The 26,507-nt window shown below is 67.1% G+C and carries 25 protein-coding genes; 16 read left to right on the forward strand and 9 right to left on the reverse strand.

From position 1 onward, the window contains the following. Window positions 1–446: 446 nt before the first annotated feature. From AC5P65_RS14715 to AC5P65_RS14755, 9 genes are all read left to right on the forward strand, one after another. Entirely contained in the window at window positions 447–1,880 is a 1,434-nt protein-coding gene (locus AC5P65_RS14715) for a Do family serine endopeptidase (RefSeq protein WP_180832815.1), read from the forward strand. A gap of 100 nt (window positions 1,881–1,980) precedes the next feature. Further along, complete coding sequence (locus tag AC5P65_RS14720; RefSeq protein WP_010486932.1) at window positions 1,981–2,346, forward strand: hypothetical protein; 366 nt, start codon at window positions 1,981–1,983, stop codon at window positions 2,344–2,346. Window positions 2,347–2,354: 8 nt separating this feature from the next. Beyond that, entirely contained in the window at window positions 2,355–2,825 is a 471-nt protein-coding gene (locus tag AC5P65_RS14725) for a phage holin family protein (protein ID WP_180832816.1), read from the forward strand. After that, the gene (locus AC5P65_RS14730; protein WP_021204736.1) at window positions 2,822–3,289 is read left to right on the forward strand and encodes a hypothetical protein; all 468 of its coding nucleotides are present in this window, start codon (window positions 2,822–2,824) and stop codon (window positions 3,287–3,289) included. The genes AC5P65_RS14725 and AC5P65_RS14730 overlap by 4 nt, the downstream gene beginning before the upstream one ends. Before the next feature lie 67 nt (window positions 3,290–3,356). Further along, window positions 3,357–4,466 carry an AI-2E family transporter gene (locus AC5P65_RS14735; protein ID WP_111101780.1) on the forward strand — a complete coding sequence of 370 codons (1,110 nt, stop codon included), beginning with the start codon at window positions 3,357–3,359 and terminating at the stop codon, window positions 4,464–4,466. A 31-nt stretch (window positions 4,467–4,497) separates the two neighbouring features. Beyond that, window positions 4,498–5,217 carry an HAD family hydrolase gene (locus AC5P65_RS14740; RefSeq protein WP_111101779.1) on the forward strand — a complete coding sequence of 240 codons (720 nt, stop codon included), beginning with the start codon at window positions 4,498–4,500 and terminating at the stop codon, window positions 5,215–5,217. Between the two features lie 3 nt (window positions 5,218–5,220). Continuing rightward, the gene (locus AC5P65_RS14745) at window positions 5,221–6,588 is read left to right on the forward strand and encodes a leucyl aminopeptidase family protein (RefSeq protein ID WP_021204734.1); all 1,368 of its coding nucleotides are present in this window, start codon (window positions 5,221–5,223) and stop codon (window positions 6,586–6,588) included. A gap of 135 nt (window positions 6,589–6,723) precedes the next feature. After that, on the forward strand, window positions 6,724–7,827 hold the full coding sequence (locus tag AC5P65_RS14750) for a catalase (RefSeq protein WP_197575448.1): 1,104 nt from the start codon (window positions 6,724–6,726) through the stop codon (window positions 7,825–7,827). Continuing rightward, entirely contained in the window at window positions 7,824–8,360 is a 537-nt protein-coding gene (locus tag AC5P65_RS14755; RefSeq protein WP_019661813.1) for a cytochrome b, read from the forward strand. Before AC5P65_RS14750 ends, AC5P65_RS14755 begins: the two co-directional genes overlap by 4 nt. Window positions 8,361–8,941: 581 nt before the next feature. On the opposite strand, the gene AC5P65_RS14760 is transcribed toward AC5P65_RS14755, so the two are convergent. From AC5P65_RS14760 to AC5P65_RS14770, 3 genes are read right to left on the reverse strand one after another with little or no spacing between them, the layout of a single operon-like run. Continuing rightward, complete coding sequence (locus AC5P65_RS14760) at window positions 8,942–9,544, reverse strand: response regulator transcription factor (RefSeq protein WP_058979816.1); 603 nt, start codon at window positions 9,542–9,544, stop codon at window positions 8,942–8,944. Continuing rightward, entirely contained in the window at window positions 9,541–10,764 is a 1,224-nt protein-coding gene (locus AC5P65_RS14765) for a sensor histidine kinase (protein WP_021203849.1), read from the reverse strand. Before AC5P65_RS14765 ends, AC5P65_RS14760 begins: the two co-directional genes overlap by 4 nt. Then, the gene (locus tag AC5P65_RS14770) at window positions 10,761–10,889 is read right to left on the reverse strand and encodes a hypothetical protein (protein ID WP_021203848.1); all 129 of its coding nucleotides are present in this window, start codon (window positions 10,887–10,889) and stop codon (window positions 10,761–10,763) included. The genes AC5P65_RS14765 and AC5P65_RS14770 overlap by 4 nt, the downstream gene beginning before the upstream one ends. A gap of 202 nt (window positions 10,890–11,091) precedes the next feature. Here AC5P65_RS14770 and AC5P65_RS14775 point away from each other — a divergent pair, with 202 nt between their 5' ends. The 4 genes from AC5P65_RS14775 to AC5P65_RS14790 all read left to right on the forward strand — a co-directional run bounded on the left by AC5P65_RS14775 (window position 11,092) and on the right by AC5P65_RS14790 (window position 15,638). Next, window positions 11,092–12,345 carry an efflux RND transporter periplasmic adaptor subunit gene (locus AC5P65_RS14775; protein WP_180832818.1) on the forward strand — a complete coding sequence of 418 codons (1,254 nt, stop codon included), beginning with the start codon at window positions 11,092–11,094 and terminating at the stop codon, window positions 12,343–12,345. 102 nt (window positions 12,346–12,447) lie between these two features. Next, the gene (locus AC5P65_RS14780; RefSeq protein ID WP_065199676.1) at window positions 12,448–13,137 is read left to right on the forward strand and encodes an ABC transporter ATP-binding protein; all 690 of its coding nucleotides are present in this window, start codon (window positions 12,448–12,450) and stop codon (window positions 13,135–13,137) included. 14 nt (window positions 13,138–13,151) lie between these two features. Continuing rightward, on the forward strand, window positions 13,152–14,309 hold the full coding sequence (locus tag AC5P65_RS14785) for an ABC transporter permease (protein WP_180832819.1): 1,158 nt from the start codon (window positions 13,152–13,154) through the stop codon (window positions 14,307–14,309). Window positions 14,310–14,321: 12 nt separating this feature from the next. Beyond that, window positions 14,322–15,638, forward strand: a complete 1,317-nt coding sequence (locus AC5P65_RS14790; protein WP_021203845.1) for an ABC transporter permease — start codon at window positions 14,322–14,324, stop codon at window positions 15,636–15,638. 94 nt (window positions 15,639–15,732) lie between these two features. Here the strand turns inward: AC5P65_RS14790 and AC5P65_RS14795 are convergent, their stop codons facing one another. Then, window positions 15,733–16,011 carry a YrhB domain-containing protein gene (locus AC5P65_RS14795; RefSeq protein ID WP_019661820.1) on the reverse strand — a complete coding sequence of 93 codons (279 nt, stop codon included), beginning with the start codon at window positions 16,009–16,011 and terminating at the stop codon, window positions 15,733–15,735. A 358-nt stretch (window positions 16,012–16,369) separates the two neighbouring features. Here AC5P65_RS14795 and AC5P65_RS14800 point away from each other — a divergent pair, with 358 nt between their 5' ends. Then, window positions 16,370–19,195: a TonB-dependent receptor plug domain-containing protein gene (locus tag AC5P65_RS14800; protein ID WP_021203843.1), complete on the forward strand. Its 2,826-nt coding sequence runs from the start codon at window positions 16,370–16,372 to the stop codon at window positions 19,193–19,195. A 116-nt stretch (window positions 19,196–19,311) separates the two neighbouring features. On the opposite strand, the gene rarD is transcribed toward AC5P65_RS14800, so the two are convergent. Both rarD and yedA read right to left on the reverse strand, forming a co-directional pair. Then, a complete protein-coding gene (gene rarD, locus AC5P65_RS14805; RefSeq protein ID WP_019661822.1) occupies window positions 19,312–20,208 on the reverse strand; it encodes an EamA family transporter RarD in 897 nt (298 codons plus the stop codon). After that, window positions 20,205–21,110, reverse strand: coding sequence for a drug/metabolite exporter YedA (gene yedA / locus AC5P65_RS14810; RefSeq protein WP_019661823.1), 906 nt, complete (start codon window positions 21,108–21,110; stop codon window positions 20,205–20,207). Before yedA ends, rarD begins: the two co-directional genes overlap by 4 nt. Before the next feature lie 223 nt (window positions 21,111–21,333). On the opposite strand from yedA, the gene AC5P65_RS14815 reads away from it, so the two are divergent. Together AC5P65_RS14815 and AC5P65_RS14820 are read left to right on the forward strand one after the other, a co-directional pair. Then, window positions 21,334–22,668: an MFS transporter gene (locus AC5P65_RS14815; protein WP_021203842.1), complete on the forward strand. Its 1,335-nt coding sequence runs from the start codon at window positions 21,334–21,336 to the stop codon at window positions 22,666–22,668. A gap of 67 nt (window positions 22,669–22,735) precedes the next feature. Further along, a complete protein-coding gene (locus AC5P65_RS14820; protein WP_111101777.1) occupies window positions 22,736–23,035 on the forward strand; it encodes a hypothetical protein in 300 nt (99 codons plus the stop codon). Between the two features lie 156 nt (window positions 23,036–23,191). Here the strand turns inward: AC5P65_RS14820 and AC5P65_RS14825 are convergent, their stop codons facing one another. From AC5P65_RS14825 to AC5P65_RS14835, 3 genes are all read right to left on the reverse strand, one after another. Further along, window positions 23,192–24,844 (reverse strand): M28 family metallopeptidase, encoded by a 1,653-nt coding sequence (locus tag AC5P65_RS14825; protein ID WP_111101776.1) that lies wholly within the window; start codon window positions 24,842–24,844, stop codon window positions 23,192–23,194. A 105-nt stretch (window positions 24,845–24,949) separates the two neighbouring features. After that, complete coding sequence (locus AC5P65_RS14830) at window positions 24,950–25,882, reverse strand: MBL fold metallo-hydrolase (RefSeq protein WP_111097679.1); 933 nt, start codon at window positions 25,880–25,882, stop codon at window positions 24,950–24,952. A 201-nt stretch (window positions 25,883–26,083) separates the two neighbouring features. Then, entirely contained in the window at window positions 26,084–26,380 is a 297-nt protein-coding gene (locus tag AC5P65_RS14835; RefSeq protein WP_111097680.1) for a hypothetical protein, read from the reverse strand. Window positions 26,381–26,507: the final 127 nt, after the last annotated feature.

The following is a 26,507-nucleotide window of genomic DNA, read 5'->3' on the forward strand; positions in this document are numbered from 1 at the left end:
TACCGACATTGACGATCGTGGAACGGGGCGCGCGCGAGCAATCGCATCTGATGCGACGGCAATGGTGTAGCCGGGCGCCCTCGCGAGCACAGTGGGTTGACAGGAAACCCCTTTTTTTCAGTGCTGCGCCGCACGATCCGGGTAGCGGCAGGTGCTGCCTGCGTGCACAAGTCCGAATACAGCGAAAGGCGTGCGATATGGCGCATCGCGGCACCAGGATGCGCAGAACTGCGCAAGTATCGGCCTGTATCCACATGCGCTTCGGCAGACGTCGGCACGTTGAGAAGCACGCCCTATGCTGTCGGTACCGCCCCACAGATGGCGATGCCGACCCACGTTCCGGGCGCCGGTTTTCATGGCGCATTTATCCAGATCGCGACACACTCATTCAGCTTGTTTTACCGTAGGGCCGTACCGCCCCCACCCACGCCAGCGAACCGACTCCCATGCGACCGCTTCCTACCCTGCTCACGCTCGCAATCGCCGCCGCCTTCGGTGGCTTCGTTGCCACCGGCATCAATGCCCACCTGGACAACCGTGCCGACGCCGCGCCGCTGCCGGCGGTGTTGCCGACCACGGCGGCCTTGCCGGCTTCGGTGGCCGGTCAGGCGGTGCCGTCGCTGGCACCGATGCTGGAAAAGGCAATGCCGGCGGTGGTCAGTGTCAACACCAAGCAGGTGGTGCGCGTGCGCAACCCCTTCTTCAACGACCCGTTCTTCCGCCGCCTGTTCCCGGATATCCCACAGGAACGCATCAACGAATCGCTGGGCTCGGGCGTGATCATCGACGCCAAGGAGGGGCTGGTGCTGACCAACCACCATGTCATCGACAACGCCGATGACGTACAGGTGACACTGGCGGACGGGCGCACGGTCAAGGCCGAGTTCCTCGGCTCGGACCGCGATACCGACATCGCGCTGATCCGCATCCCGGCGCAGAACCTGACCGACATCAAGCTCGGCAACAGCGACCAGCTGCGCGTAGGCGACTTCGTGGTGGCCATCGGCAACCCGTTCGGCTTCAGCCAGACCGTTACCTCGGGTATCGTTTCGGCGGTGGGCCGCAGCGGCATCCGCGGGCTGGGCTACCAGAACTTCATCCAGACCGATGCGTCGATCAATCCGGGCAACTCCGGTGGCGCGCTGGTCGACCTGCAGGGCCAGCTGGTCGGCATCAATACCGCCAGCTTCAACCCGCAGGGCAGCATGGCCGGCAACATCGGCCTGGGCCTGGCGATTCCTTCCAACCTGGCGCGCAGCGTGGTCGACCAGCTGGTCAAGCACGGCGTGGTGGTGCGCGGCACGCTGGGCGTGGAAAGCCAGAACCTGACCGCGCAGATCGCGCAGGGCCTGGGCCTGGGCGAAACCCGCGGTGCGCTGATCACCCGCGTGCTGGCCGGCTCGGCCGCCGCCGCAGCCGGGCTGAAGCCGGGCGACGTGGTGGTGTCGGCCAACGGCCAGCGCGTGGACAGCGCCGAAGCCCTGCACAACGTGGAAGGCCTGGCGGCCGTCGGCAGCGCGATGACGCTGGACGTACGCCGCGAAGGCAAGCTACTGCAGATCAAGGCGACACTGAAGGAACAGGCGCGCGCGGTCACCGGTGAGAGCCTGGACCCGCGCCTGACCGGCGCGACCTTCGTCGACCTGCCCGAGTCACTGCGCCAATCCGGTGTCGGCGGCGTGCTGGTCAGCGAGGTCAAGCGCGGCAGCCGCGCTGCCAGCAACGGCCTGCAGCAGGGCGACATCATCACCGACGCCACCGTGGGCGAATTCGCCGACCTGGCCAGTTGGCGCGCCAACTTCCAGCAACGCCCGCCGACCCTGGTGGTGCGCGTGCTGCGCAACAACGGCCAGCAGCAGGGCCAGCTCGTGATGCGCTGATCGCCCTGCCGTAACACCCCCTATACCCCGGCAATGCTATTGCTGTCAGTCCAGGTCGGCACCGCCGACGCCGTTCCCCCATCGCAACAGGAGTGATTCGATGAGCCCCACCAATACCGAGAACCTGAAGGAACACCTGGGTGAAGCCGGTTCCCACCTGAAGCAGGCCGCCAGCGCCGCCGGCGGTGCGATCAAGGGCGCCACCGGTGCCGCGACCGACGAACTGCGCATCGGCAAGGCCAACGTCAAGGCTGAACTGTCCGACAGTGCACTGTCCGGCCTGGCCGCTGCCGAGTTTGGTGGTGCCGCCGCCAAGGAGCAGGTCGATGCGCTGATGGACAAGGGCAAGGACCTGATCGACAGCGCCGCCGAATTGATCCGTGAGCGTCCGCTGGCCTCGTTCGGTGTTGCCTTCGCGGCCGGCTGGATCATCGCCAAGCTGGCCCGCGGCAGCAGCGACAAGTAAGCCGCGGCGTGAGCGAAGACAACGCGCAAGCCCCTGATCCGGCGGCTACCCCGCCGCTGGATGAGAGCATCCGCCAGGTCGGCGCGGCCGGTCGTGCCGCTGCCAACTCGGCCAAGCACTCGCTGCGTTCGCTGCGCCGGTTGGCCTCGGCCGACTTCGCGCTGGCACGCAGTGCCTTCGGCCGCGCGCTGGCTTGGGCCGGCGTAGCGATCGTATTTGGTGCGTCGGCCTGGCTGCTGATGGCCGCCACCCTTATCGCGCTGCTGCAAAGCTGGGGCCTGAGCTGGCTGCAGGCACTGCTGATCACCTCGCTGCTGAGCCTGGCCGTCACCGGTTATGCGATCTGGCGGGTGTCCTACTTCTTCCACCACACCGGCATGCACGCCACCCGGCGCCAGCTGTCCCGCCTGGGCCTGTTCGACGAGCCCAGCGAAGACGACCCCGATGCCGATGTGGAGCTGCCAGAGGGCAAGCCATGAAGTTCGGTGCGCTGCAGCGTCGGGTGAAGCGCTGCGAACAGGTGGTAACCGTGCGTCTGGTCGAGACCCAGGACCACTGGTCCACGCTCGGCCAGGTCTGGCGCCAGGGCTGGTCGCCACTACGCATCGTGGTAGTGGGCCTGGCCGGTGGCTTCATTGCCGGCAAGCTGGAAATGCCGGGCAAGGTCAACGGTGCGCGCTGGCTGCAGATGGTGGGTTCGGTCTCGAACCTGTTCGCCAGTGCGCAGGCGGCGTTCGCCACGGCGATGGCGGCGCAGGCGGCGGCCACCGCCGACGATGCGGCCGAAGAAGCCGGCGATGCCAGCGAACAGGCACACGCAGCGGCCTCCGCCGCTGAAGCACGGCCCGCAGCGGCAGCGCGAGCTGTGCCGGAGCCGGAGCCGGAACCGGACCTGCGCGAACCGCGCCCGGCCGAGGCGGCCACCGAGCTGTCCGAACGTTGATCCCTGGAATCCGCCGCGCCGGTCGCGGCCGGCGGATAATGCGCTCCCCTTTCCGGCTGATGCGTCGATGAGCGAGTCCTCCCTGTCCCCGTCACCGGCCGGCCACGACGCATCCGAGGCACCGCTGCCGCCCCCGTCGCGCCCACGCGGACCGATGTCGCTGGTTGTGCTGGCGACCCTGGCCGTGGGCTATACGCTATGGGCGGCGCAGGACATCATCCTGCCGGTGCTGCTTGCGATGTTCTTCGCGCTGGTCGGCAATCCCATCCTGCGCCTGCTGCAGAAGCTGTGGATTCCGCGCGCGCTGGGCGCGCTGTTGATCCTCGGTGCGGGCCTGGGCGTGACCGGTTCGCTGGCCGTGCAGCTGATCGGACCGGCGATGGAATGGGCGCAGGAAGCACCGCAGCAGCTGCGCAAGGTCGCCCGCCAGGTGCAGAACCTGACCAAGCCGGTGCAGCAGGCCAACCAGGCGGCGGAAAACTTCGCCCGTGTGGCCGGCGGTGACAGCAACCACAAGGTGCAGGTGATCCGCACCCAGCTCGACGACCCCTACCGCATGCTGACCCGTGCACCGCGGCTGGCTGCCTCGGTGTTGGCCGTGGTGCTGCTGACGCTGTTCTTCATGATCTACGGGCAGAGCCTGCAGCGCGCGGCGATCGCCCTGTTCCCCAACCGCCAGCAGCAGCGCTTCACTACCGACATCCTGCGTTCGATCGAACGCGAGGTCTCGCGTTACGTGCTGACCATCACCGTCATCAACACCTTGGTCGGGCTGGTGTTCGCCGGCGTGCTGATGCTGCTCGGTATCGGCCTGCAGGAAGCGCTGCTGTGGGGCACGGTGGCCGCGCTGCTGAATTTTGCGCCGTATGTGGGTCCGCTGATCGGCGTGGCGCTGATGCTGTTGATGGGCTTCGTCGAGTTCCGCGACCCGCTGCAGGCCCTGCTGCCCGCAGCCGCCTACCTGGGCCTGCACACACTGGAAGGGCAGATGGTGACCCCGATCGTGCTGGGCCGTCGGATGAAGCTGTCGCCGCTGGTGCTGATCCTGGCGCTGATGGTGTTCGGCTGGGCCTGGGGCATGATCGGGCTGCTGCTGGCGGTGCCGCTGCTGGTGTGCATCAAGCTGGTGCTGGCACGCCTGGACGGCATGCAGGGCTGGGCACGCCTGCTGGAATGAAAGCCCGCGCGGGCAGGGGTAGAATGGCGGGGTGAATTTCCCCGTCCAAGCCATCACCCTCGACCTTGACGACACGCTGTGGCCGTTCGCTCCGATCGGCGCCCGCATCGAACAGGTCCTGCACACCTGGATGTGCGAACACAGCCCCGCTACCGCCGCGATGTATCCGGTGGAGGCGATGCGCGAACTGCGCGAGCGGCTGTACCACGCCCATCCGCACCTCCACCACGACCTGAGTGCGCTGCGCCGGCTGACCCTGCACGAAGCACTGCACACCAGCGGTGCCAGCCTCGATCTGCTGGAGCCTGCGTATGAAGTGTTCTACGCCGCACGCAACCAGGTGGAGTGCTATCCCGATGCGATCGATGCACTGGCACGGATTGCCGCGCGGGTTCCGGTGGCGGCGCTGAGCAATGGCAATGCCGACCTGGAACGGGTCGGCCTGGCCCATCATTTCGCCTTCCAGCTGGGTGCGCGCGAGCATGGCGCGGCCAAGCCCGAAGCCAGCATCTTCCACGCTGCCTGCACCCGACTGGGTGTCGCGCCGGCACAGGTACTGCACGTCGGCGATCATGCCGACATGGACGTGGCCGGGGCGATTGCCGCCGGCCTGCGCGGGTGCTGGATCAACCGCGAGGCAGCCACCTGGACCCATCCGCAGCTGCAGCCGGACCTGCAGTTCGACACCCTCACCGGCCTGGCCGACTGGTTGGATGCCAACCTCGACGCCGCCGCACTCCGGAGTACCTGACGCATGAGCGAGATCACTGGTTTCACTGCCGACACCGCCGCAGCGCTGCCGCTGTACGTGCTGGACCGCGAGCAGTTCGCCGCCTGGAAGGACGGCCAACCGGCCGCCACCCAGGCCTGGCTGGCATCGCAGGGCTTCACCGCCGGTGCCTTCACCACGGCGTTGCTGCCCGGCGCCGATGGCCTGTCCGGAGCGGTGATCGGTGTGGGTGATCGCGCCGATGCCTACAGCTATTCGCATGCCCCGCACGCCCTGCCGGAAGGCAGCGTGTGGCAGCTGGCCAACGAACTGCCGGCCGCCGAACAGGCGCTGCTGCAGCTGGGCTGGGGCTTGGGCAGCTACCGCTTCGACCGCTACCGCAAGCGCCACCGCGCACCGGCGCAACTGGTAGCCGCGCCGACCGGCGAGGTGGCCGACCTGATCACCGCCAGCCTGCGCGTGCGTGACTGGGTCAACACTCCCACCGAAGATATGGGCCCGCAGCAGCTGGAAGACGCTGCCCGCGCCCTGGCCGCTGCGCACGGCGCGCAGGTCGAGGCGATCACCGGTGACGAACTGCTGAAGCACAACTTCCCGGCCATCCACGCCGTGGGCCGCGCATCGCACCGCGCGCCGCGTCTGGTGGTGCTGCGCTGGGGCAAGGACACCGATCCGTCGCTGGTGCTGGTCGGCAAGGGCGTCTGCTTCGACACCGGCGGCCTGGACATCAAGCCGGCCGACGGCATGCGCAACATGAAGAAGGACATGGGCGGCGCCGCGCATGCGCTGGCCCTGGCCGGCCTGGTGATGGCACGCGGGCTGCCGGTACGTTTGACCCTGCTGGTGCCGGCGGTGGAAAACGCGATCGGTCCGGAGGCGTTCCGCCCGGGTGAAGTGATCGCCACCCGCAAGGGCCTGAGCGTGGAGATCGACAACACCGACGCCGAAGGCCGCGTGATCCTGTGCGACGCATTGACCTTCGCCGGTGAGCAGAAGCCGGACCTGGTGCTGGACTTCGCCACCCTCACCGGTGCCGCGCGCATCGCACTGGGCCCGGATCTGCCAGCGCTCTTCAGCAACGATGACACGGTGGCCCAGCAGTGGCTGCAGGCCGGTGACGCGACCCGCGACCCGGTCTGGCGGATGCCGCTGTGGCGCCCCTACCTGCGCTACCTGAGCAGCGGCATCGCCGACCTGGCCAACGCCGGTTCGCGCATGGCCGGCTCGGTGACCGCCGCGCTGTACCTGGAACGCTTCCTGGAAGACGGCCAGCGCTGGGCGCACCTGGACGTGTACGCCTGGAACGACGGCGAACGCCCGGGCCGTCCGGCCGGTGGCGAAGCGCTGGCGTTGCGCTCGGCGTGGGCGATGCTGAAGGCGCGCTACAGCTGATCGGGTGGGTGCCGACCTTGGTCGGCACGCCGTCCCCGGCAAACTTGACGAAAATTTGAATACCGGGCCTGGAAGGGTTCTGCGAGGATGTGTGGGTCGACCACCCACACGCTCCGTGAAGGCAGGACTCCGACCATGTCGCTCTTCCGCTACACCCGTGCCGGCCAGACGGCGGGCGCACCGCGCAGGCATTCGCCGCTGCTCTGGATCGCACTGATCGCGCTCATTCTGGGTGCCGTCGCGCTGGCCTTCGCCTGGCTGGCCGGCTGGATTGGAAACCGCCTCACCGCGCAGCGCTTCACCGATACCATCGAGGCCACCGGCCCGGCCCACCCGGGCTTCCGCCGCGCGCACAGCAAGGGCATCTGCGTGAGCGGCTGGTTCGAACCCAGTGCGCAGGCCCGCACCCTGTCCAGTGCACGGGTGTTCTCGCAGCGCCGCGTGCCGGTGATGGGCCGCCTGTCGATCGGCGGCGGCGACCCGTACGGCGCCGACAACACTGCACGCGTGCGCAGCCTCGCGGTGCAGATGGTCAGCGATGATGGGCAGGAATGGCGCATGGCGATGAACAGCTTCCCGTTCTTCGCGGTGCCCAGCGCCGAGGCGTTCTACGAGCAGACCCGCGCTTCCATTCCCGACCCGGCCACCGGCAAGCCCGACCCGCAGAAGATGGCTGCGGTGCTGGCGAAGTACCCCAGTGCGCAGGCCTTCCAGCAGTGGGCCAGGACGGCGCCGTGGACCAGCAGCTGGGCCGACACCACCTTCAACAGCGTCAACAGCTTCTGGTTCACCAATGCGCAGGGCCAGAAGCGCGCGGTGCGCTGGCGCTGGCAGCCGCAGGCGCCGGTGGTGGAGATGGATGCGGAAACGCGCAAGCAGGCCAGCGTCGATTTCCTCAGCCAGGAACTGCAGCAGCGCCTGGCCAACGGCCCGGTGCGCTGGAACCTGGTCGTGACCACCGCCGAGCCCGGCGATGCCATCGATGATCCGTCGGTGCCATGGCCCGAGTCGCGTGACCAGGTAGTGGCCGGCGTACTCAGCGTGGACCGCATGCAGTCGCAGGAACAGGGTGCCTGCGGTCAGATCAACTTCGATCCGCTGATCCTGCCCAGCGGCGTGCGCGGCAGTGACGATCCGATCCTGGCCGCCCGCTCGGCGGTGTATTCGCAGTCCTTCAACCGCCGCGAACGCGAGCGCGCCACCGGCAACGTCGAACAACCGAAGGAGGCCGCACGATGAGCATCGGCAACGGCCACTTCAACCTGCTGGCGCGGGTGCTGCACTGGTCCATGGCACTGATGATCATCGCCATGCTGTTCATCGGCGTGACCATGGTCGCCTCACTGCACCTGCGGCCAATGCTGATCGACCTGCACCGCCCGCTGGGCATCGCCATCCTGGTGCTGGTGCTGCTGCGCCTGTACAACCGGCTGCGCCATCGCCCGCCGCCGCTGCCTTCCGACCTGCCCGCCTGGCAGGTGCTGGCGGCCAAGGCCTCGCACTGGATGTTGTATGCGCTGATGCTGGCGATGCCGTTGATCGGCTGGGCGATGCTGTCGGCAGGCGGTTACCCGATCGTGCTGTGGGGCGGCCTGCACCTGCCGCCGATCGTGCCACACACACCGGCGCTGTACGCCGCGTTGCGTAATGCGCACAGTCTGCTGGCCTACGTGCTGTTCGCAACGGTGCTGATGCACGTGGGTGCGGCGCTGTTCCACCTGTGGGTGCGGCGCGATGGGGTGTTCCAGGCGATGGCGCGCGGGAAGGATTGAGAGCGAGCTCCTCTGCGCCCACGCATGAGTAGCGCCGGGCCATGCCCGGCGGATCGTTTCCGCGCCTGCGGTGGGGTGTCACTTTTCTTTTCGCGCGAAAAGAAAAGTAACCAAAAGAAACGCGCCGCCAGAGCGCGAGCCGGTGCTGCGCACCGGTGCCCTGTGCTTCTCGGTGAATCAGGGGACGGCGCCGAACTCGCTACGCTCAAACACCGGCGCCTCTTCGCCCTCGCCGGACCTGCGGTGCTCGGCTCGCTCAAGGCGGACTGGAAGGGCAAGATCAACAGCTAGAGCATCCACGCATGGCGTGGATCTACTGGGTGCAGCTGTGCCTTTGACGTTGGGTCCGCCTTCTAGCGAGCCGAGCATCGCAGGGGAATCAGGGGCGCAGAGGCGCCGATGTCTGAGCGTAGCGAGTTCGGCGCCGTCCCCTGATTCACCGAGAAGCACAGGGGACCGGTGCGCAGCGCCGGCTCGCGCTCTGGCGGCGTGTTTCTTTGGTTACTTTCTTTGCACGAGCAAAGAAAGTGACACCCACCCGCGGTCGCGGAAATGACATCACCGGGAAAAGCAGGCCGCCGCTACAACCACCCCTTCTGTCGCGCCAGCCGATAGGCCTCAATCCGGTTGGCCACACCCAGCTTGCCGATGCACTCGGACAGGTAATTGCGCACCGTACCGTGCGACAACCCCAGCTGCTCGGCAATCTCGCTGGCGGTTCGGCCCTCCCCTGCCAGACGCAGCACACGGCGCTCGCGGTCGGTCAGCGGATCGGCCTGCGACCACGCATCCAGTGCCAGCTGCGGGTCGATCGCACGGATGCCCTGTTTCACCTTGCGCAGTGCATCGGCCAGGTTCTCGGCCGGTGCGTCCTTCAGCAGGTAGCCCAGCACGCCCGCCTCCAGCGCGCGGCGCAGGAAACCGGCGCGTGCGAAGGTGGTTACGATCACCACCTTGATCGGCAGCTCATGGCGGGCGATGCGCTGCGCCAGCTCCAGCCCGGACAGGCCCGGCATCTCGATGTCGGTGACCAGGATGTCCGGCTTCAGCTGCTGCAGCATGCGCCACGCGGTTTCGCCGTCGGCGGCGCTGCCCAGCACCTCGATATCAGGCTCCAACCCCAGCAGCGCCGACAGTGCGCCGCGCACCATCGCCTGGTCCTCGGCCAGCAGGATGCGGATCATGCGGCACCGTCCTGCACCAGCGACGACGGCGTGCCTGGCGGCAACGGTGTGGTCGCAGCAGCCAGTGGCACGCGCACGGTCAGCAGCGTGCCCTCGCCCTTTGCGGACTGAACCTGAAGGTTGCCCCCCAGGGCGGCCACGCGTTCGCGCATGCCGCACAACCCGTTGCCCTCGGCCTGCACACCGCCACGACCATCATCGCGGATCTGCATCGCCAGCATGCGTCCTTCCAGCATGAATTCCACCCGTGCCTGTGTCGCCTGTGCATGGCGCACGATGTTGGTCGCGGCCTCGCGCAGCACCAGCGCCAGCCCGCGTTCGACATCCACCGGCATCGCCGGTGGTGGTGCGTATTGAAGGTGGACCTGCTGGCACTCCAGCAGCAGCCGCGCCGACGCCAGCTCACCGGCCAGGTCACTGGCGCGGATACCGGTGACCGCGCTGCGCACCTGCGCCAGCGCTTCGCGGGCAATGTCCTCGGCTTCGCCGATTTCCTGCCGCGCCCGCGCGTCGCCACGATCGTGCAGCTTGCGGGCCAGTTCCAGCTTCAACGTGATCAACGACAGAGTGTGGCCGAGCAGGTCGTGCAGGTCGCGGCCGATGCGTTCGCGCTCGGCGGTGGCTGCGAGCCGCCGCACCTCGTCCTGCGACAGCTGCAGTGCCGCATCCTTCTGCTGGTTGAGTGCCTCCACGTTCACGACCAACCCGACGATATAGGACACGGCGGGGATCCAGACCAGGCTCTGCCACGGGTACTGGAACAGCAGTGCGAGGCCGCAGAACAGGAGGTTCAGGCCAGTGAGCTGCAGCAGGTACTGCCACCAGCCACCGCGTCCGCTCACCCGCAGCAGCACGCAGCCGAACACGAAGTAGGTCAACCCGGACGGGTACCACGGCAGCAGCACCAGCGACATCCCGATCAGGCCCAGGGCATAGCGCGGCGCGTGATGGCGTGGCGCCACCATCACCTTGGCGTACAGCAGCAGGAACACCGGATAGCTGGCCACTGTAAGCAGCAGCCAGCGCAGGGTGAAGCCATGGCCGAGCAAGGGCGTCAGGAAGATCCACACCGACCACAGCAGGTGGATCGCCTCGCTCCAGGGTGATTTTCCCCGGCGCAGCGTCTCGGCCACCGCCGAGTCCGGCGCGGGGCGCAGCAGGGAGGCAAGCCAGGTGGACGGCACAGGCGGTTCCAGGCGGGGATGATCGCCGCCGATCATGCCAGTTCGGCTGGCTGCGCGCAGGCGCCACCGCCGGCAAGGTGGCACCGGCGCAACCCGCCGCAGATCACGGTACGCTTGGCGGTACCGCTGCAGCGGGCCAGCGATGGGGTGGTCGGATCCATGAGCGGTACCGGCAGCGGGGACGTTGCCATCCTGTGCCGCCGCGGTCACATTTCGCAGTTGCCGCCGTCAGTGTCATCGGGTGACAGCTGTCACTGCCGTCATCGCTGTGCCTGCCTTCATGCTGTGCCGCACGCTCCACCGCCGGAACCGCCGCCGTCCGCGCTTCCGGCCACACCCGCCCGAACGCCTGTGATGGAACGAATGAACGCTTCTGCCGAGCTGTTGAAGGAACTCCGTATCGACCGCAAGTCGCCGCCGCCCGCCTCCGGTGGTGGCAGCAACGGCGGTGGTCGCCGTTGGTTGTGGATCGCGACCATCGTGGTCGTGCTGCTGATCGCCGCTGCCGTGGCGTTCCTGTTCGGCCGTGCGCCGGCCGTGGAGGTGGAAACCGCGCCGGCCGTGGCCATCCAGCAGGGTAGCGCCAGCAGTTCGGTGCTCGACGCCAGTGGCTACGTGGTCGCCCGGCGCATGGCCACGGTCTCGGCCAAGATCACCGGCAAGGTGCGCGAGGTGATGATCGAAGAAGGCATGCGGGTCGAGGCCGGCCAGGTGATGGCCACGCTGGACCCGATCGATGCCGATGCGCAGCGCAGCCTGTATGCCTCGCAGCTGCAGGCCGCACGCAGCCAGGTGGCCGGGCTGGAGGCGCAGCAGAAGCAGGCCGCCGCCGAAGCCAGCCGCCTGCAGGCGCTGGTCGGCCAGCAACTGGTCTCGCGCTCGCAGTACGACCAGGCCGTGGCCCAGCGCGACAGCCTGCGCGCGCAACTGGACACCGCCCGGCGCAATGTCAGGGTGGCCAACGATCAGTTGGCCATCGCCGACCTGGGCGTGGACAACAACATCGTGCGTGCGCCGTTTTCTGGCGTAGTCACCGCCAAGGCGGCACAGCCCGGCGAGATCGTGTCGCCGCTGTCGGCCGGCGGCGGCTTCACCCGCACCGGCATCGGCACCATCGTCGACATGGACTCGCTGGAGATCGAAGTCGAGGTCGGCGAGGCCTTCATCGGCCGCGTGCAGCCGAAGATGCCGGTGGAAGCCACGCTCAATGCTTATCCGGAGTGGAAGATCCCGGGCGAGGTCATTGCCATCATCCCCACCGCCGACCGCGGCAAGGCCACGGTGAAGGTGCGCGTGGCACTGAAGGTGAAGGACCCGCGCATCGTGCCGGAAATGGGCGTGCGGGTCAGCTTCCTGGAACAGGCGCAGCCGCAGGCGGCCGCCACGCCGCAGGGCGTGCGCGTGCCCGGCGGCGCCGTGGTCCAGCGCGAGGGCGCATCGGTGGCCTTCGTGCTGGGTGACGAGAACCGCGTGCAGCAGCGCGCGGTCGAGGCCGGCCAGGCGATGGGCAAGGACCGCCAGATCCTCAAGGGCGTGAGCGCAGGTGAATCGGTGGTGGTGAACCCGCCGGACACCATGCGCGATGGCGCCAAGGTGCAACTGAAACAAGCGCAGTAACGGCCTGGCGCCTGCGGGCGCCGCCGGCAGCACCGCTCGACGCACGCCCGCGGCCTCCGCCGGTGCGCTTCCCCGTTTCCCGCCTCCCGTGGAGAACCACCCATGTCGACCCTGGTTTCACTGCGCAACATCACCAAGACCTATCAGCGTGGCCCCGAGAAAGTACAGGTGTTGCACGGCATCGACCTGGACATCGCCAGCGGCGACTTCGTCGCACTGATGGGCCCGTCCGGCTCGGGCAAGACCACCCTGCTCAACCTGATCGGTGGCCTGGACAACCCCAGCAGCGGCGAGATCAGCATCGAAGGCGAGCGCATCGACCAGATGAGCGGCGGGCAGCTGTCGACCTGGCGCAGCCACCACGTCGGCTTCGTGTTCCAGTTCTATAACCTGATGCCGATGCTGACCGCGCAGAAGAACGTGGAGCTGCCGCTGCTGCTGACCCACCTCAATGCCGCGCAGCGCCGCCGCAATGCGGAGATCGCGCTGACCCTGGTCGGACTGGCCGACCGCCGCAGCCATCGCCCGAATGAACTCTCCGGCGGCCAGCAGCAGCGCGTGGCGATCGCCCGGGCGATCGTCTCCGATCCCACCTTCCTGATCTGCGACGAGCCCACCGGCGATCTCGACCGCCAGTCCGCCGAGGAGATCCTGGGCCTGCTGCAGCAGCTCAACCGCGAGCACGGCAAGACCATCATCATGGTCACCCATGACCCGAAGGCCGCCGAGTACGCCACGCACACGGTGCACCTGGACAAGGGCGAGCTGGCCGACGCGCCGCTGGCCCACTGACGGAGGCCACGGCGATGAAATACTTCTCGTTGGTGTGGGCACAGCTGTTCCGCAGCCGCACCCGCACCTTGCTCACCCTGCTCTCGGTGGTGGCTGCGTTCCTGCTGTTCGGCATGCTCGACTCGGTGCGGGTGGCGTTCTCTTCCGGTGGCAGCGTGGAAGGCGCCAACCGCCTGATCGTAGCCTCGCGGCTGTCGATCACGCAGTCGCTGCCGATCCGCCTGGAAACCCAGGTCCGGCAGGTGGCCGGCGTGCGCGACGTCGCCTACGGCATGTGGTTCGGCGGCATCTACCAGGACCCGAAGAACTTCTTCCCGAATTTCTCGGTCTCGCCCAACTACTTCGATGTGTACCGCGAGCTGCAGATCGACCCGGCGCAGCTGGAGGACTGGAAGCAGACCCGCACCGGCGCCATTGTCGGCGAGACACTGGCCAAGCAGTTCGGCTGGAAGATCGGCGATACCATTCCGCTGCAGGCAACGATCTTTCCGCGTGGCGGCAGCAACGACTGGCCGCTGGTGCTGAAGGGCATCTACCGCTCCAAGGATCGTGCGCTGGCCGCCAATGAAGAACGCCAGTTGATGATGAACTGGAAGTACTTCGATGAATCCAACGACTACATCAAGAACCAGGTGAGCTGGTACACGGTGACGCTGGACAATCCGGACCAGTCTTCGCGGGTGGCACAGGCGATCGACGCGATCTCGGCCAACTCCGACCACGAGACCAAGACCCAGACCGAATCGGCATTCCAGCAGGCGTTCGTCAAGCAGTTCGCGGACATCGGCATGATCGTCACCTCGATCATGGGCGCGGTGTTCTTCACCCTGCTGCTGCTGACCGGCAACACCATGGCGCAGGCCGTGCGCGAACGCATTCCGGAACTGGCCACGCTGAAGACGCTGGGCTTCAAGGACAGCACCGTGCTGACCCTGGTGATGGTGGAGTCGGTGCTGCTGATCGGCCTGGGCGGCCTGCTCGGCATGGGCCTGGCCGCCCTGATCCTGCCGGCGATCGGCCCGAAGAGCATGGGCATGCTGCCGCCGCACGTACCGACACCAACCTGGCTGATGGGGCTGGGCCTGATCGTGGTGATCGGCATCATCGTGGGGCTGCTGCCCGCGCTGCGTGCCAAGCGCCTGAAAATCGTCGATGCACTGGCCGGCCGCTGAGGAGGATTGCAGATGAACAAGCTCAAGAAGTGGCTGGGCAACGGCATAACCGTGCTGCTGCTTGCGATCGGCCTGGTGCTGTGGATCAGCCTGCCGTGGATCGGCGTGCTGGCCGTGGCCGTGCTGGTGGCGCTGTGGCTGCTGCTGACCCGCGGCGGACGGCTGGCGTTGGCCGCCACCCGCATCGGCGTGGCCAGCCTGCCTCAGCGCTGGGGCGCATCGTCGGTGATCGTGGTCGGCATTGCCGGCGTGGTCGGCGTGCTGGTGGCGATGCTGGCGATGGGCGAAGGCTTCCAGGCCACGCTCAACAACACCGGCGATGACACCACCGCCATCGTGCTGCGCGGTGGCTCGCAGGCCGAGACCAACTCGGTGATCACCCGCGAGCAGGTACCGATGCTGTCCACCCTGCCCGGCATCAGCCGCGATGCGCAGGGCCGGCCGTTGCTGTCACCGGAACTGTCGCAGGTGGTCAACCTGGTGTCCAAGTCCGATGGCACCGACGTCAACGCGCAGTTCCGCGGCGTCGGTCCGCAGGCCTGGGCCGTGCATGACAAGGTCAAGATCATCGAAGGCCGCAGGTTCGCCACCGGCCTGCGCGAGATCGTGGTCGGCCAGGGTGCCAAGGGTCAGTTCCGCGACATGGACGTGGGCAGGACGCTGACCCTGGGCAACCAGACCTGGACCGTGGTGGGTGTATTCGCCACCGGCGACGCGCACGATTCGGAGCTGTGGACCGACGCCGATACACTGGCCACCACCTACCAGCGCAGCGCCTGGCAGTCGATCAGCGTGCGTACCGAGGGCAAGGCCGGATTCGAGCAGTTCAAGGCAGCAGTCGCCGCCGACCCACGCCTGAAGCTTGACGTGGAAACCACCCGTGTCTACTACAGCAAGCAGGGCGGCGGGCTGACCAAGCTGATCGACATCCTCGGCAAGGTGATCGGCACGATCATGGCGGTGGGTGCAGTGTTCGGCGCACTCAACACCATGTATGCGGCAGTGGCCACCCGTGCGCGCGAGATCGCCACCATGCGCGCGATCGGTTTCCGCGGCCTGCCGGTGGTGACGGCAGTGATGCTGGAGACGATGCTGCTGGCGCTGCTCGGTGGCCTGCTCGGCTGTGCGGTGGCGTGGCTGCTGTTCAATGGCTACAGCGTGTCCACCATCGGCAGCAACTTCAGCGCAGTGGTGTTCAAGTTCCATGTATCGCCGGAACTGCTGTGGACCGGACTGAAATGGGCGCTGGGCATCGGCCTGGTCGGCGGCCTGTTCCCGGCGCTGCGCGCGGCACGTTTGCCGATCACCACGGCGCTGCGCGAAACCTGAGCATCACGCAGCGGCATTTCGCACATCCTGCAGGGACGGAGCGAAGGCTCCGTCCCTTTCAGGTTGCCGAACTCAGACATCCGCCGCCGCAGCATCAAACGGCGGGGCCGCGCGCGGCCAGATGCTGGCGAAGGACTTCCTCGGGCGGATACGCCGTGCCCAGCGCGTGCTGCTCGCCTGTGTGCCGGTCGACGAAGATCGGCCCATTGCCGGCCAATGCATCCGAGATTTCGCCGGATTGCAGGTAGCGCAGCGACTGGAAGCAGAACAGCCAGCCTTCGACCACTTCGTGCTCATGCGTGATGGCAACCGGCTCATCGTCGCTGGCAAGTGCAGCCTCCACGCGACGGCGTGCTTCTTCAAGCTGGATCATTCCTTCATCTCCTGCCTTCGATGACGAGGCGAAGAGCATTTCATGCGGGCAGATGCATCACAACGACTGCGCGCCTGCATACAAGCGCGTACTGCGACGCGTTGTCGCAACTACTCAAGCGTGCCAGCTTCGTGCCGCTATCGATGCCTCTGCCCATCGCAAACGCAGCGCGCGTGACGCCGCGCACAGCGCATCTGTGGATTGTTGGTTGCGATTCATGTTCACGCACATTCCGCAGCATCGCGACAAACAGTTGCGAATGAAAACACTCTAGAATCCGGCCCCCCACGTTGGTTTGCAGCACCCCACGCGTCCACAGAATGGACGCTTGTTTTTTCTGAAACACGAGATTTCACGGATGTCCCTGAAGACCACCCCGCTGCGCAACGCGATCATCATCGCGCTGGCCGCCAGCTGCACTACCCCCGCCTTCGCACAGGATGCGGGCGACAACACCACCAACCTCGACCGCATCGAAATCACCGGCTCGCGCATCCGCCAGGCCAGTGTCGAAACCGCTCAGCCGGTGGTCGCGCTCAACCGCGCGGAGATCGAGAAGAAGGGCTACGTCAACGTCGCCGACATCCTGCAGGATGTGACCGCTGCCGGCTCGCCAAGCATGAGCCGCGCGTCGTCGCTGACCTCATCGCGCGATTTCGGCGGAATGTATGTCAGCCTGCGCAACCTGGGCCCCGAGCGCAGCCTGGTGCTGATCGACGGCCGCCGCATGGGCGTCAGCGCCGGCGGCTACTCCGACCTGGCCTCCATCCCCTCGGCCATCGTGGAGCGCGTTGAAGTGCTGACCGATGGCGCATCGGCGTTGTACGGCTCCGATGCCATCGCCGGTGTGGTCAACATCATCACCCGCAAGAACTTCGATGGTGGCGAAGCCAGCGTCTACGTCGGCCAGTACGGTGAAGGCGATGGGCAGAAACGCTCCTACAGTGCCACTTTCGGCAAGACCTTCGACCGCGGTTGGTTCAGCGTTGGCGCCGAGCGCACCAAGGAAGACGAAGTGATGGGCGGCGCGCGCGAGTTCAGCCGCTACGTCAACGGTCCGCGCCATCCGAACGATGGCCTCAACGGCACCACGCCGTGGGGCAGCGTCACCGTCGGCGGCAAGCCGCTGACCGTCGGTCCGGGCGGCGACCCGACCAGCGCCGGCAACTTCCACGCGCCGAACCCGGCCGATGGTGCCAACACCAAGACCAACATGAGCCTGCTGACCGGCCTGGAGCGCACCTCGGTGTTCGCCAACGGCGGCTTCTCGATCACCGATGACCTGCGCATCGTTGCCGATGCCATGTACAGCAAGCGCGAATCGACCAAGCACCTGGCTGGCTACCCGTACTCGGTCACCGCCACGCAGGCGCGCAACGGCAGCCGCGCCGCCCTGTCCAAGGACAGCGCATTCAACCTGTGGGGCCAGGACGTGCTGTTCTCGCATCGCACCGAAGAGATGCTGCGCGGCACCGAGAACACCCTGGAAACCAAGCGCGGCAGCCTGGGCCTGGAAGGCAGCTTCGAAACCGGCTCGCGCTACTGGGACTGGAACGTCAGCTACACCTACAACCGCAATGAAGGTGAGCGCGTTGGCACCGGCAGCATGTACCAGCCGAACGTCAACCTGGCCGTCGGTCCGTCCTTCATCGAGAACGGCGTGGCCTACTGCGGTACCCGCACTGCGGTGATCGCCGGCTGCGTGCCGTGGAACCCGGCCGCACCGATGGGCTACACCGGTCCGGGTTCGCTGAGCAACCAGGAGGTGCAGGACTACCTGTTCGCCCGCTACGTGGACAAGAGCCAGACCACCACCAAGGTGGCCAGCGCCAACATCTCCGGCTCGCTGTTCTCGCTGCCGGCCGGCGACGTCATGGCCGCGATGGGCTTCGAGCACCGCAGTGAAGAAGCGCGCTACACCCCGGACCTGATGGTGCAGAACGGCCAGATTGCCGGCACCAGCGGCAAGCCGACCCAGGGTGACTACTCGCTCAACGAGGTCTACCTGGAAATGCAGGTGCCGCTGCTGGCCGACATGGCCTTCGCCCGCGAGCTTTCGCTGGACGTTGCCGGTCGCTACTCGGACTACAACAATTTCGGTTCCACCACCAACAGCAAGTTCGGCGTGAAGTGGAAGCCGATCGACAGCCTGTTGGTGCGCGCCACCTACGGCACCGGCTTCCGTGCGCCGACCGTGGACGACCTGTACGGCGGCACTGTCAGCAGCCGTGACTCGTTCACCGACCCGTGCGATACCTCGTTCGGCACTGCCGCCACCAGCGCCGCCGTTGCCGCACGCTGCAAGGCCCTGAAGGTGCCGGCCAACTTCCGCCAGCTCAACAGCGACGGCAGCGTGGCCAGCAAGCCGGGCCAGCAGGCCACCACCGATTTCAACTCCGGTTCCAACCCGAACCTGAAGCCGGAAACCGCCAAGACCTGGACCGTGGGCCTGGTCTACAGCCCCGACTTCGTGCAGGGCCTGGACGTCAGCCTGGACTGGTGGAAGATCCGCATCGACAACGCCATCGTTGGCGAGTCGGCCACCAACATCCTGGAACAGTGCTACGTGCAGGGCTCGGACGCCGCCTGCGGCCGCTTCACCCGTGGCAGCAACGGCCAGGTCAACACGCTGGACCGTTCGCTGGTCAACGCCGGCTACCGCGAAACCGCCGGCTATGACATCAGCGCGCGCTACCGCCTGCCGGAAACCGCGTTCGGCAAGTTCGCCGTTACCTGGAACACCACCTATACCGACTATCTGGAGCAGCGCAACGACAACGCCGCGACCACGCCGGTGGAACAGCTGACCAGCTGGGGTGGCAACTTCCGTGTGCGCTCTACCCTCAACCTGGACTGGCAGTACGGCAACCTGGGCATCGGCTGGACTGCACGCTACTACTCCAGCATGAAGGAGAAGTGCTCCTACATGGACGAGTGCAACATGCCGGGCTTCAGCTCGGCCTACACCGATGCCTCGCCGACCAACAAGGTGGGTTCGAACACCTTCCACGACCTGCAGGTGCGTTACGCCCTGCCGTGGGACGGCACCGTCTCGCTGGGCCTGAACAACGTGTTCGACCACCAGGGTCCGATCATGTACAGCCAGCCCAACAGCAGCTTCGTCTACTACGGCGGCTTCGACATCGGTCGTTTCATGTACATGAAGTACCAGCAGCGCTTCTGAGCCTGCACCCGCGTTCCCGCCACCGCCATCTCTCTCCTGGCGGTGGATGGAAGCAGGGCGGCGCCCCCCGGGGCGCCGCTCTTTTTTTCATGCGTGCCAGTCGATCCGGCCCGGTGCTACCGCTTGGCGCGCATCGTGCGGATGTTGTCGCCGACGAACAGGATCAGGCCGGCCCAGATCGCGGCAAAGCCAATCGCCTTGCCGGCGTCGAAGGCTTCGTGGAAGAAGAACACGCCCAGCAGCAGCTGCAGGCTCGGCGCGATGTACTGCAGGATGCCGACCAGTGACAACGGAATGCGCTTCACGCCGTAGGCAAAGCCAATCAACGGTACCGCCGTCACCACACCGCCGAAGATCAGCAGCAGGTCGTTGCGCCAGCCCCAGCCGTGGAAGAACGCGCCCCCATGACCATTTTCGGCCCAGATCGCGAAGCCCAGCGCCGGCAGGAACAGGTACATGCTCTCCACGCCAAGGCCCGCCACCGGGTCGACCGAAACCAGCTTGCGCAGCAGGCCGTACAGGCCGAACGAACAGGCCAGGCCCAGCGCGATCCATGGTGGTGTGCCGGCATCGATGGTCAGCCAGGCCACGCCCACTGCCGCCATCGCCACCGCCACCCATTGCAGGCGGCGCAGCCGCTCCTTCAGCACCAGCACGCCCAGCAGCACGTTCACCAGCGGGTTGATGAAATAGCCCAGGCTGGTCTCGATCACATGGCCGGCGTTGACCGCCCAGATGTACAGGCCCCAGTTGAAGGCGATGGTCAGGCTCGAGACCAGCAGAATCGGCAGCGCGCGCGGCTGCGCAGCGATCTTCCGCCACCAGCCCAGGCGTGCGCTGAGCAGCAGCCAGCCCAGCACCAGCACGGTGCTCCAGATGATGCGGTGGGCGATGATCTGGAACGATGGCACCTCATTGAGCAGGTGCCAGTACACCGGCACCAGACCCCAGATGACGAAGGTGGAAGCCGTGACCAGCAGGCCACGGCGCTGTTCTTTCTCGTCCATGCTCATTTCTTGCGCGTCCTTGCCATCGTCAGTACCACCACACCCAGGAGAATCACCGCCATCGCCAGCAGGTCGCGCCAGCCGAAGCGCTCACCGTTGAGCAGCGCGCCCAGCAGCACCGCAATGACCGGATTGACGTATGCATAGCTGCCAGCCAGCGCCGGGCGCACGTTCTGCAGCAGCCACACGTAGGCGGTGAACGCGACGATGGAGCCGAACACGCACAGGTAGGCCATCGCCAGCAGGCCACCGGTATCGGGCAGCGTGGTCGGGCGCTCGCCGACCGCCAGGCCGATCAGCACCAGCAGCACACCGCCACAGATCATCTGCCCGGCGGCGGTCATGAACGGGCCCGGCAGGTCCAGTCCGCGTGCCCACACCGAGCCGAATGCCCAGCCGACCGGCGCGATCAGCAGCAGCACCAGCCCGGTCGGCGAGGCGGTCAGGCTGCTGCCTGCGTTGAGCCAGACCACGCCGAGGAAGCCGATGGCGATGCCCAGCCACTCACCGCGGCTGGCGTGCTGGCCGCGCAGCGCCGAGAACAGCGCCATCCACAGCGGCACCGAGGCCACCGCAGTGGCTGCCAGTCCCGAGGACACCTCGCGCTCGGCCAGCACCACCATGCCGTTGCCCAGCACCAGCATGGTCACGCCCATGATGCCCAGGTTGCGCCACTGCCGCAGGGTCGGGTTCGGCATCTTCCAGAACAGGCGCAAGGCCAGGAACATCAGGCCACCGGCAATGATGAACCGGCTGCCGGACACCATCGTCAGCGGCAGCGCGCCCCCGTGCAGGGCCTTGGCGATGCCCAGGTAGGTCGAGCCCCAGACCACGTAGACCAGCAGCAATGCCAGCGCAACAAGGCCACCCCGGGGGGCAGCCGCAGACGAAGAGGGGGGAGCCGACATGACACACCAAGGAGCCGGGGGAAGGCGGATTCTAGGACGTTTTGAGTATGGTCCGGGACCCCATACGGTGGCACGCTGTCATCCATCCATGCACCCTGCTCTGGTCTGCTACCCCGTGTTGACGGCCCATGCAGTACCAAGAGGGCTGTCCGGCCGCGCCGCCCCAAGGCCGGGCGCCGTTTTCCCTGCGCACGGACGCGCCGCATCGAGGATTCCCACCCAGATGAGCACCACGTCCCATCCTGCCGTACCCGCGAACGACCGTGCCGCCCTGCGGCGTTCGATCTCCAACACCCTCAAAGGCTCCGCCGGCAACCTGGTGGAGTGGTACGACGTCTACGTGTACTCGGTGTTCGCCGTGTACTTCGAATCGCAGTTCTTCTCGCCGGACGACAAGAACTCCACCCTGTACGTGTGGGCGATCTTCGCCGCGACCTTCCTGATGCGCCCGATTGGTGCCTGGTTCTTCGGCCGCTTCGCCGACCGCCATGGCCGTCGCCTGGCGCTGACGGTCTCGGTCACGCTGATGGCACTGTGTTCGTTCCTCATCGCCATCACCCCCACCGCCGCCAGCATCGGCATCTGGGCCGCCGTGATCCTGCTGTTCGCGCGCCTGCTGCAGGGCTTCGCCACCGGTGGCGAGTACGGCGCCAGCGCCACCTACATGTCCGAGGCGGCCATTCCCGGCCGCCGCGGCTTCCTGTCCTCCTTCCACTACGTCACCCTGGTCGGCGGCCATGTGCTGGCCCAGCTGACCCTGCTGCTGATGCTGACCTTCTGGGGCAAGCCGGAGATCTCCGAGTGGGGCTGGCGCATCGCATTCGGCATCGGTGGCGTCGCCGCAGTGGTGGTGTTCTGGCTGCGCCGTGGCATGGACGAGTCGCTGTCGGAGTCGTCCATCGAGGCCGCGCGCGAGGGCAAGGCACAGAAATCCGGTTCGATGTACGAACTGTTCGTGCACCAGTGGCGGCCGCTGCTGCTGTGCTTCCTGATCACCGCCGGTGGCACCGTGGCCTTCTACACCTACTCGGTGAACGGCCCGAAGATGATCCAGAGCGCCTTCGCCGGCAACGATCCGATGACCGGCACCCTGATCAACCTGGGCGTGCTGGCGTTCCTGATGGTGCTGCAGCCGGTCGGCGGCTGGCTGTCTGACATCATCGGCCGCAAGACCCTGCTGGTGTTCTTCGGCGCCGGCGGCGTGCTGTACAGCTGGTACCTGATCACCCAGCTACCGCACCAGCATGACGCCACCCTGGCCTTCCTGACCCTGGCACTGGCCTTCGTCATCCTCACCGGCTACACGTCCATCAACGCGGTGGTGAAGGCCGAGCTGTTCCCCACCCACGTGCGTGCGCTGGGCGTAGGCCTGGGTTACGCGCTGGCCAACTCGCTGTTCGGCGGCACCGCCCCGTTGCTGTACCAGGGCGCGCTGAAGACCGGCCACGTCGACTGGTTCGCCATCTACGTGACCGCAACGATCGCGGTATCGTTGGTGGTCTATGTGTTCTTCCTCACAAACAAGGGCCCGAACTGGCTCGACGGCACCCGCAAGTAAGCGCGTTGCCCTGATCGCGGCCACCGGTGCACTGCCGGTGGCCGCTGCGTCTCCCGCTCCTCCACTGATGTGGATCGCGGTGACGCTGGCCGCAGCCACGGCACTGGCCTGGCTGCTGCGCCGCCCCAGCGCACAGGCCGCATGGCCACGCATCGGTTTCGGGGTCGCCCTGCTGCTGTTCTGCGCCGCACTGGCGCTGCAGCTGGCAGTGGACCTGGGCAGCGGCCACAGCTCGCTGCAGCTGCGCCTGCATCGCGGCGTCAACGGCGGATCGCTGGTCGGCCTGCGCACGATGGTGGCGTGCTATCTGGCAGCGCTCGCCACCGGCGGCTGGGGCGCATGGAAGCTGTTGCGCCGGCGCAGGTAGTGCCGGCCGCTGATCGGCAATCGGCAATCGGTAGAGTCGACTGTTAGTCGACTGCTCTCTCGGTCGGCACCGAAAAACCCGCGCTGCGCGCGATAGTCGACTATCAGTCGACTCTACCCGCGGCGGAATGACATGACACCCCGCCGATTCCGATCCTCAGCGGCGGGCCGCTTCGCTCTTGTCGCGCGCGCCGCGGAACTCCGATTCCTTTTCCCACGTCGGCCAGCGGCGGCTGTTGGCCAGCTCGGCGCCCAGGTCGTAGACCAGCAGCGTGTCGGCAGCGTGGCCGCTCGGGTCCCAGCTCGGCGTCCAGGCATCGCAGGCCTGGTGGTAGCAGTCGGCGAAGTACTTCTCGCGCAGCGCGCGCCCAGCTTCAACCCCACCTTCCAGCTTGTCCAGGCCCGGGCCGATGGTGATCGCTGGCACGCCCAGGCGGGCAAAGGCGAAGTGGTCGGCGCGGTAGAAGAAGCCGGCTTCCAGGTTCGGATCCGGGCTGTAGCTGCGGCCGCGGGCCTTGGCCACGCGTTCCAGGTCGCCTTCCAGCGACACCCGGCCCTTGCCCCACGAGGCGATGTCGCGGGTCGGGCCATCCGGGCTGAACATTTCGATGTTCAGCACCGCAGCGGTCTTGTCCAGCGGCGCCAGCGGATGCGCGGCGTAGTAGCTGGCGCCCAGCAGGCCCTTCTCTTCAGCGGTCAGTGCTACGAAGTACAGCGTGCGCTGCGGCTGCGGGCCAGCGGCGAACACGCGGCCCAGTTCCAGCACCGTGGCCACGCCGGTGGCATTGTCGATCGCACCACGGCGGATGCGGTCACCCTTGGCGTCGGGCTGGCCGACACCGAACGCATCCCAGTGCGCGGAGAAGATCACCGCCTCGTCGCCATGCTCGCCACCGGGCAGCTTGGCCACCACGTTGCGGGTCACCACCTGCTCGCGCTTGAGCGCGAAATCCACGCTCAGCTTGGCATTGTCCAGCGCCACCGGGCGAAAGTCGGCACGCATCGCCTTGCGCTTCTCCGCATCGAAGTCGAGGCCGGCGTCGGCGAAGATCGCCTCGGCCAGCTCGCGCTGCATCCAGCCGCGCAGCGGCGTGTGCTGCGCCATCGCCTCGGCCTGGCTGCGCTCGATGTCGAACAGCGGCGAGGTACCCGAGCTCTTCACCGTGGCCCAGCCATAGGCGGCCGGCGCGGTCTCGTGCACGATCAGCACGCCCTCGGCGCCACGGCGTGCGGCTTCCTCGAACTTGTAGGTCCAGCGGCCGTAGTAGGTCACCGCCTTGCCGTCGAACGCGCCCGGCGCATCGGCTTCGAAATCGGCGTCGTTGATCAGCACCACGGCGATCTTGCCGTGCAGGTCCACGTCCTTGTAGTCGTTCCAGTGGCGTTCCGGCGCATCAATGCCGTAACCGACGAACACCAACGGTGCATCCTTGATCTGCACGCGCTTGCGCGGCTGCAGGCTCTGCAGGGTTACGTCCACGCCATTGGCCAGCGCACGCTTGCCCTGCTTCAGCGACAGGCTGGCCTTGGCCGCGCCCTCCAGCTGCGCGCGCACCAGCGGCACCGGCTGCACCCAGCTGCCGTCCACGCCGCCCGGCTGCAGGCCATAGCTGCGGAACTGCTCGATCAGGTACTGCACCGTGCGCTCTTCGCCCTCGGTGGCCGGTGCGCGGCCCTCGAACTCATCCGACGCCAGCACGCGCACGTGCCGCGACAGTGCCTGCGGATCGATGCCGCCACCGGGAAGGTCATTGGCCGCATGGGCCAGGCCACCGACGAACAGGCAGGACGACAGCAGCAACACGCGCATCGGATTCACGGCAGTACCACGGCTAGCTTGGAAGTCACCAGAGTGTAACGTGGTCGTGACATCGCGGTGCAGCGTGAGCTTGCGTCATCCACGCATGGCGTGGAGCTACCGACGGATGCGATCCAGCCAGCAGGCCAGGCCCTGCGCGTTGAGTTCGATGTCCATCGCCAGCACCGCAGTCACCGCCGCATCGTCCAGCGCACAGCCATGCAGCTGCGCACGTTCCAGGTACAGCGCCTGCAGTGCAGCCAGCAGGCAGCGGTGACGGTCCGGCCGGCCGTCGCACTGGCGGCCGATGGCGGCCATCGCATCGATCTGCTCGAACAGGTCGTTGGCCAGTTTCTCCACCTGTTCCACACGACCGTAGTGGGTCAGGTACATCGCCTGCGGGCCGTAGCCCAGCATGCGCCGGATCGAGGCCTTCATCGCTTCCGGGTCGAACTGTACCGGCGACGACGTCGGGAAGATGAAGGCCCCCTGCGCGCTGTCCAGCTCGCGGTAGGAAATGCCGAAGGTATCGCCGGTGAACCAGCTGCGGCTTCGTGCATCCCATACGCAGTAGTGGTGCAGTGCGTGGCCCGGCGTGTGCAGCAATACCAGCTCGCGGCCGGCCAGGTCGATACGGTGGCCGTCCTCGGCCACCACCACACGATGTTCGGGAATGGCCTCGATACGACCATAGCTGCGAGCGATTTCCTCGGCGCCATACACCGCCGTAGCACCGGCGATCAGCCGGGTCGGGTCGATCATGTGCGGTGCACCGCGCGGGTGCAGCACCGCCTTTGCGTTCGGCAGCTGCTGCATGAGCAGGCCGGCGCCGCCGGCGTGGTCCAGATGCACGTGCGTGAGCAGCAACCAGTCCACCGCGTCCACGCCCAGGCCGGCATCCGCCAGCGCCTGCAGCATCGCCGGCACCGACAGGCCGGTACCGCAATCGACAAAGGCCGCGCGGCCGCTTTCAACGATCAGGTAAGCCGCGTCGAAGTCCGGGCGCTGGAAACCGGTATCGATGGGATGGATGCTGGGGTCGGCGGTCATCGGCACGCACCTGGCAGGATCGGGAACAGACACCATGGTAGGCGCGCAGGCGACCCGGGTTCGATGCGGCTTTGGTCGGAGGGCGCTTCTGTAGAGCCGAGCCCACGCTCGGCTGCCATTCTGTCAGGCACCAGCCGAGCATAGGCTCGGCTCTACAGCGGCACGCGAAGTCGAGCATGGCTCGACTCTACAAAGGCGGGACTACCGGTCCAGCCATCGCGGCCGCAGCAGCAGCGCCAGCACCAGCACCGCCAGGAACGCGCCGTAGGCGTAAAGCACCGCCAGCACCTGCGGCCAGATCGGGCCGGCACCGGGTTGCATCACGCCGATACGGTAGCCCCACAGCATCGACGCGATGCTCAGCGCGAAAGCCAGCAACAGGGTGGTGCCATCGAACAGGCGCCGCCGCGGGGTGCGCGGCTGGCGCGGGAACAGCCAGTACAGGCTGCCCAGCAGCAGGAACCAGGGCAGGAACAGCAGCAGCGACAACCAGGCCATCGCAGACTCCATGTCATCGCGCCGGAGGCGCGCGGACATCATGCCACGGGCGCTGTGCCACGGTCGTGCCGGCGGAGTGCTTGTAGAGCCGAGCCCATGCTCGGCTGCTTTGCAGCCCAGCCGAGCA

The organism is Stenotrophomonas sp. YJH_SMC_48-3 (assembly GCF_059369375.1).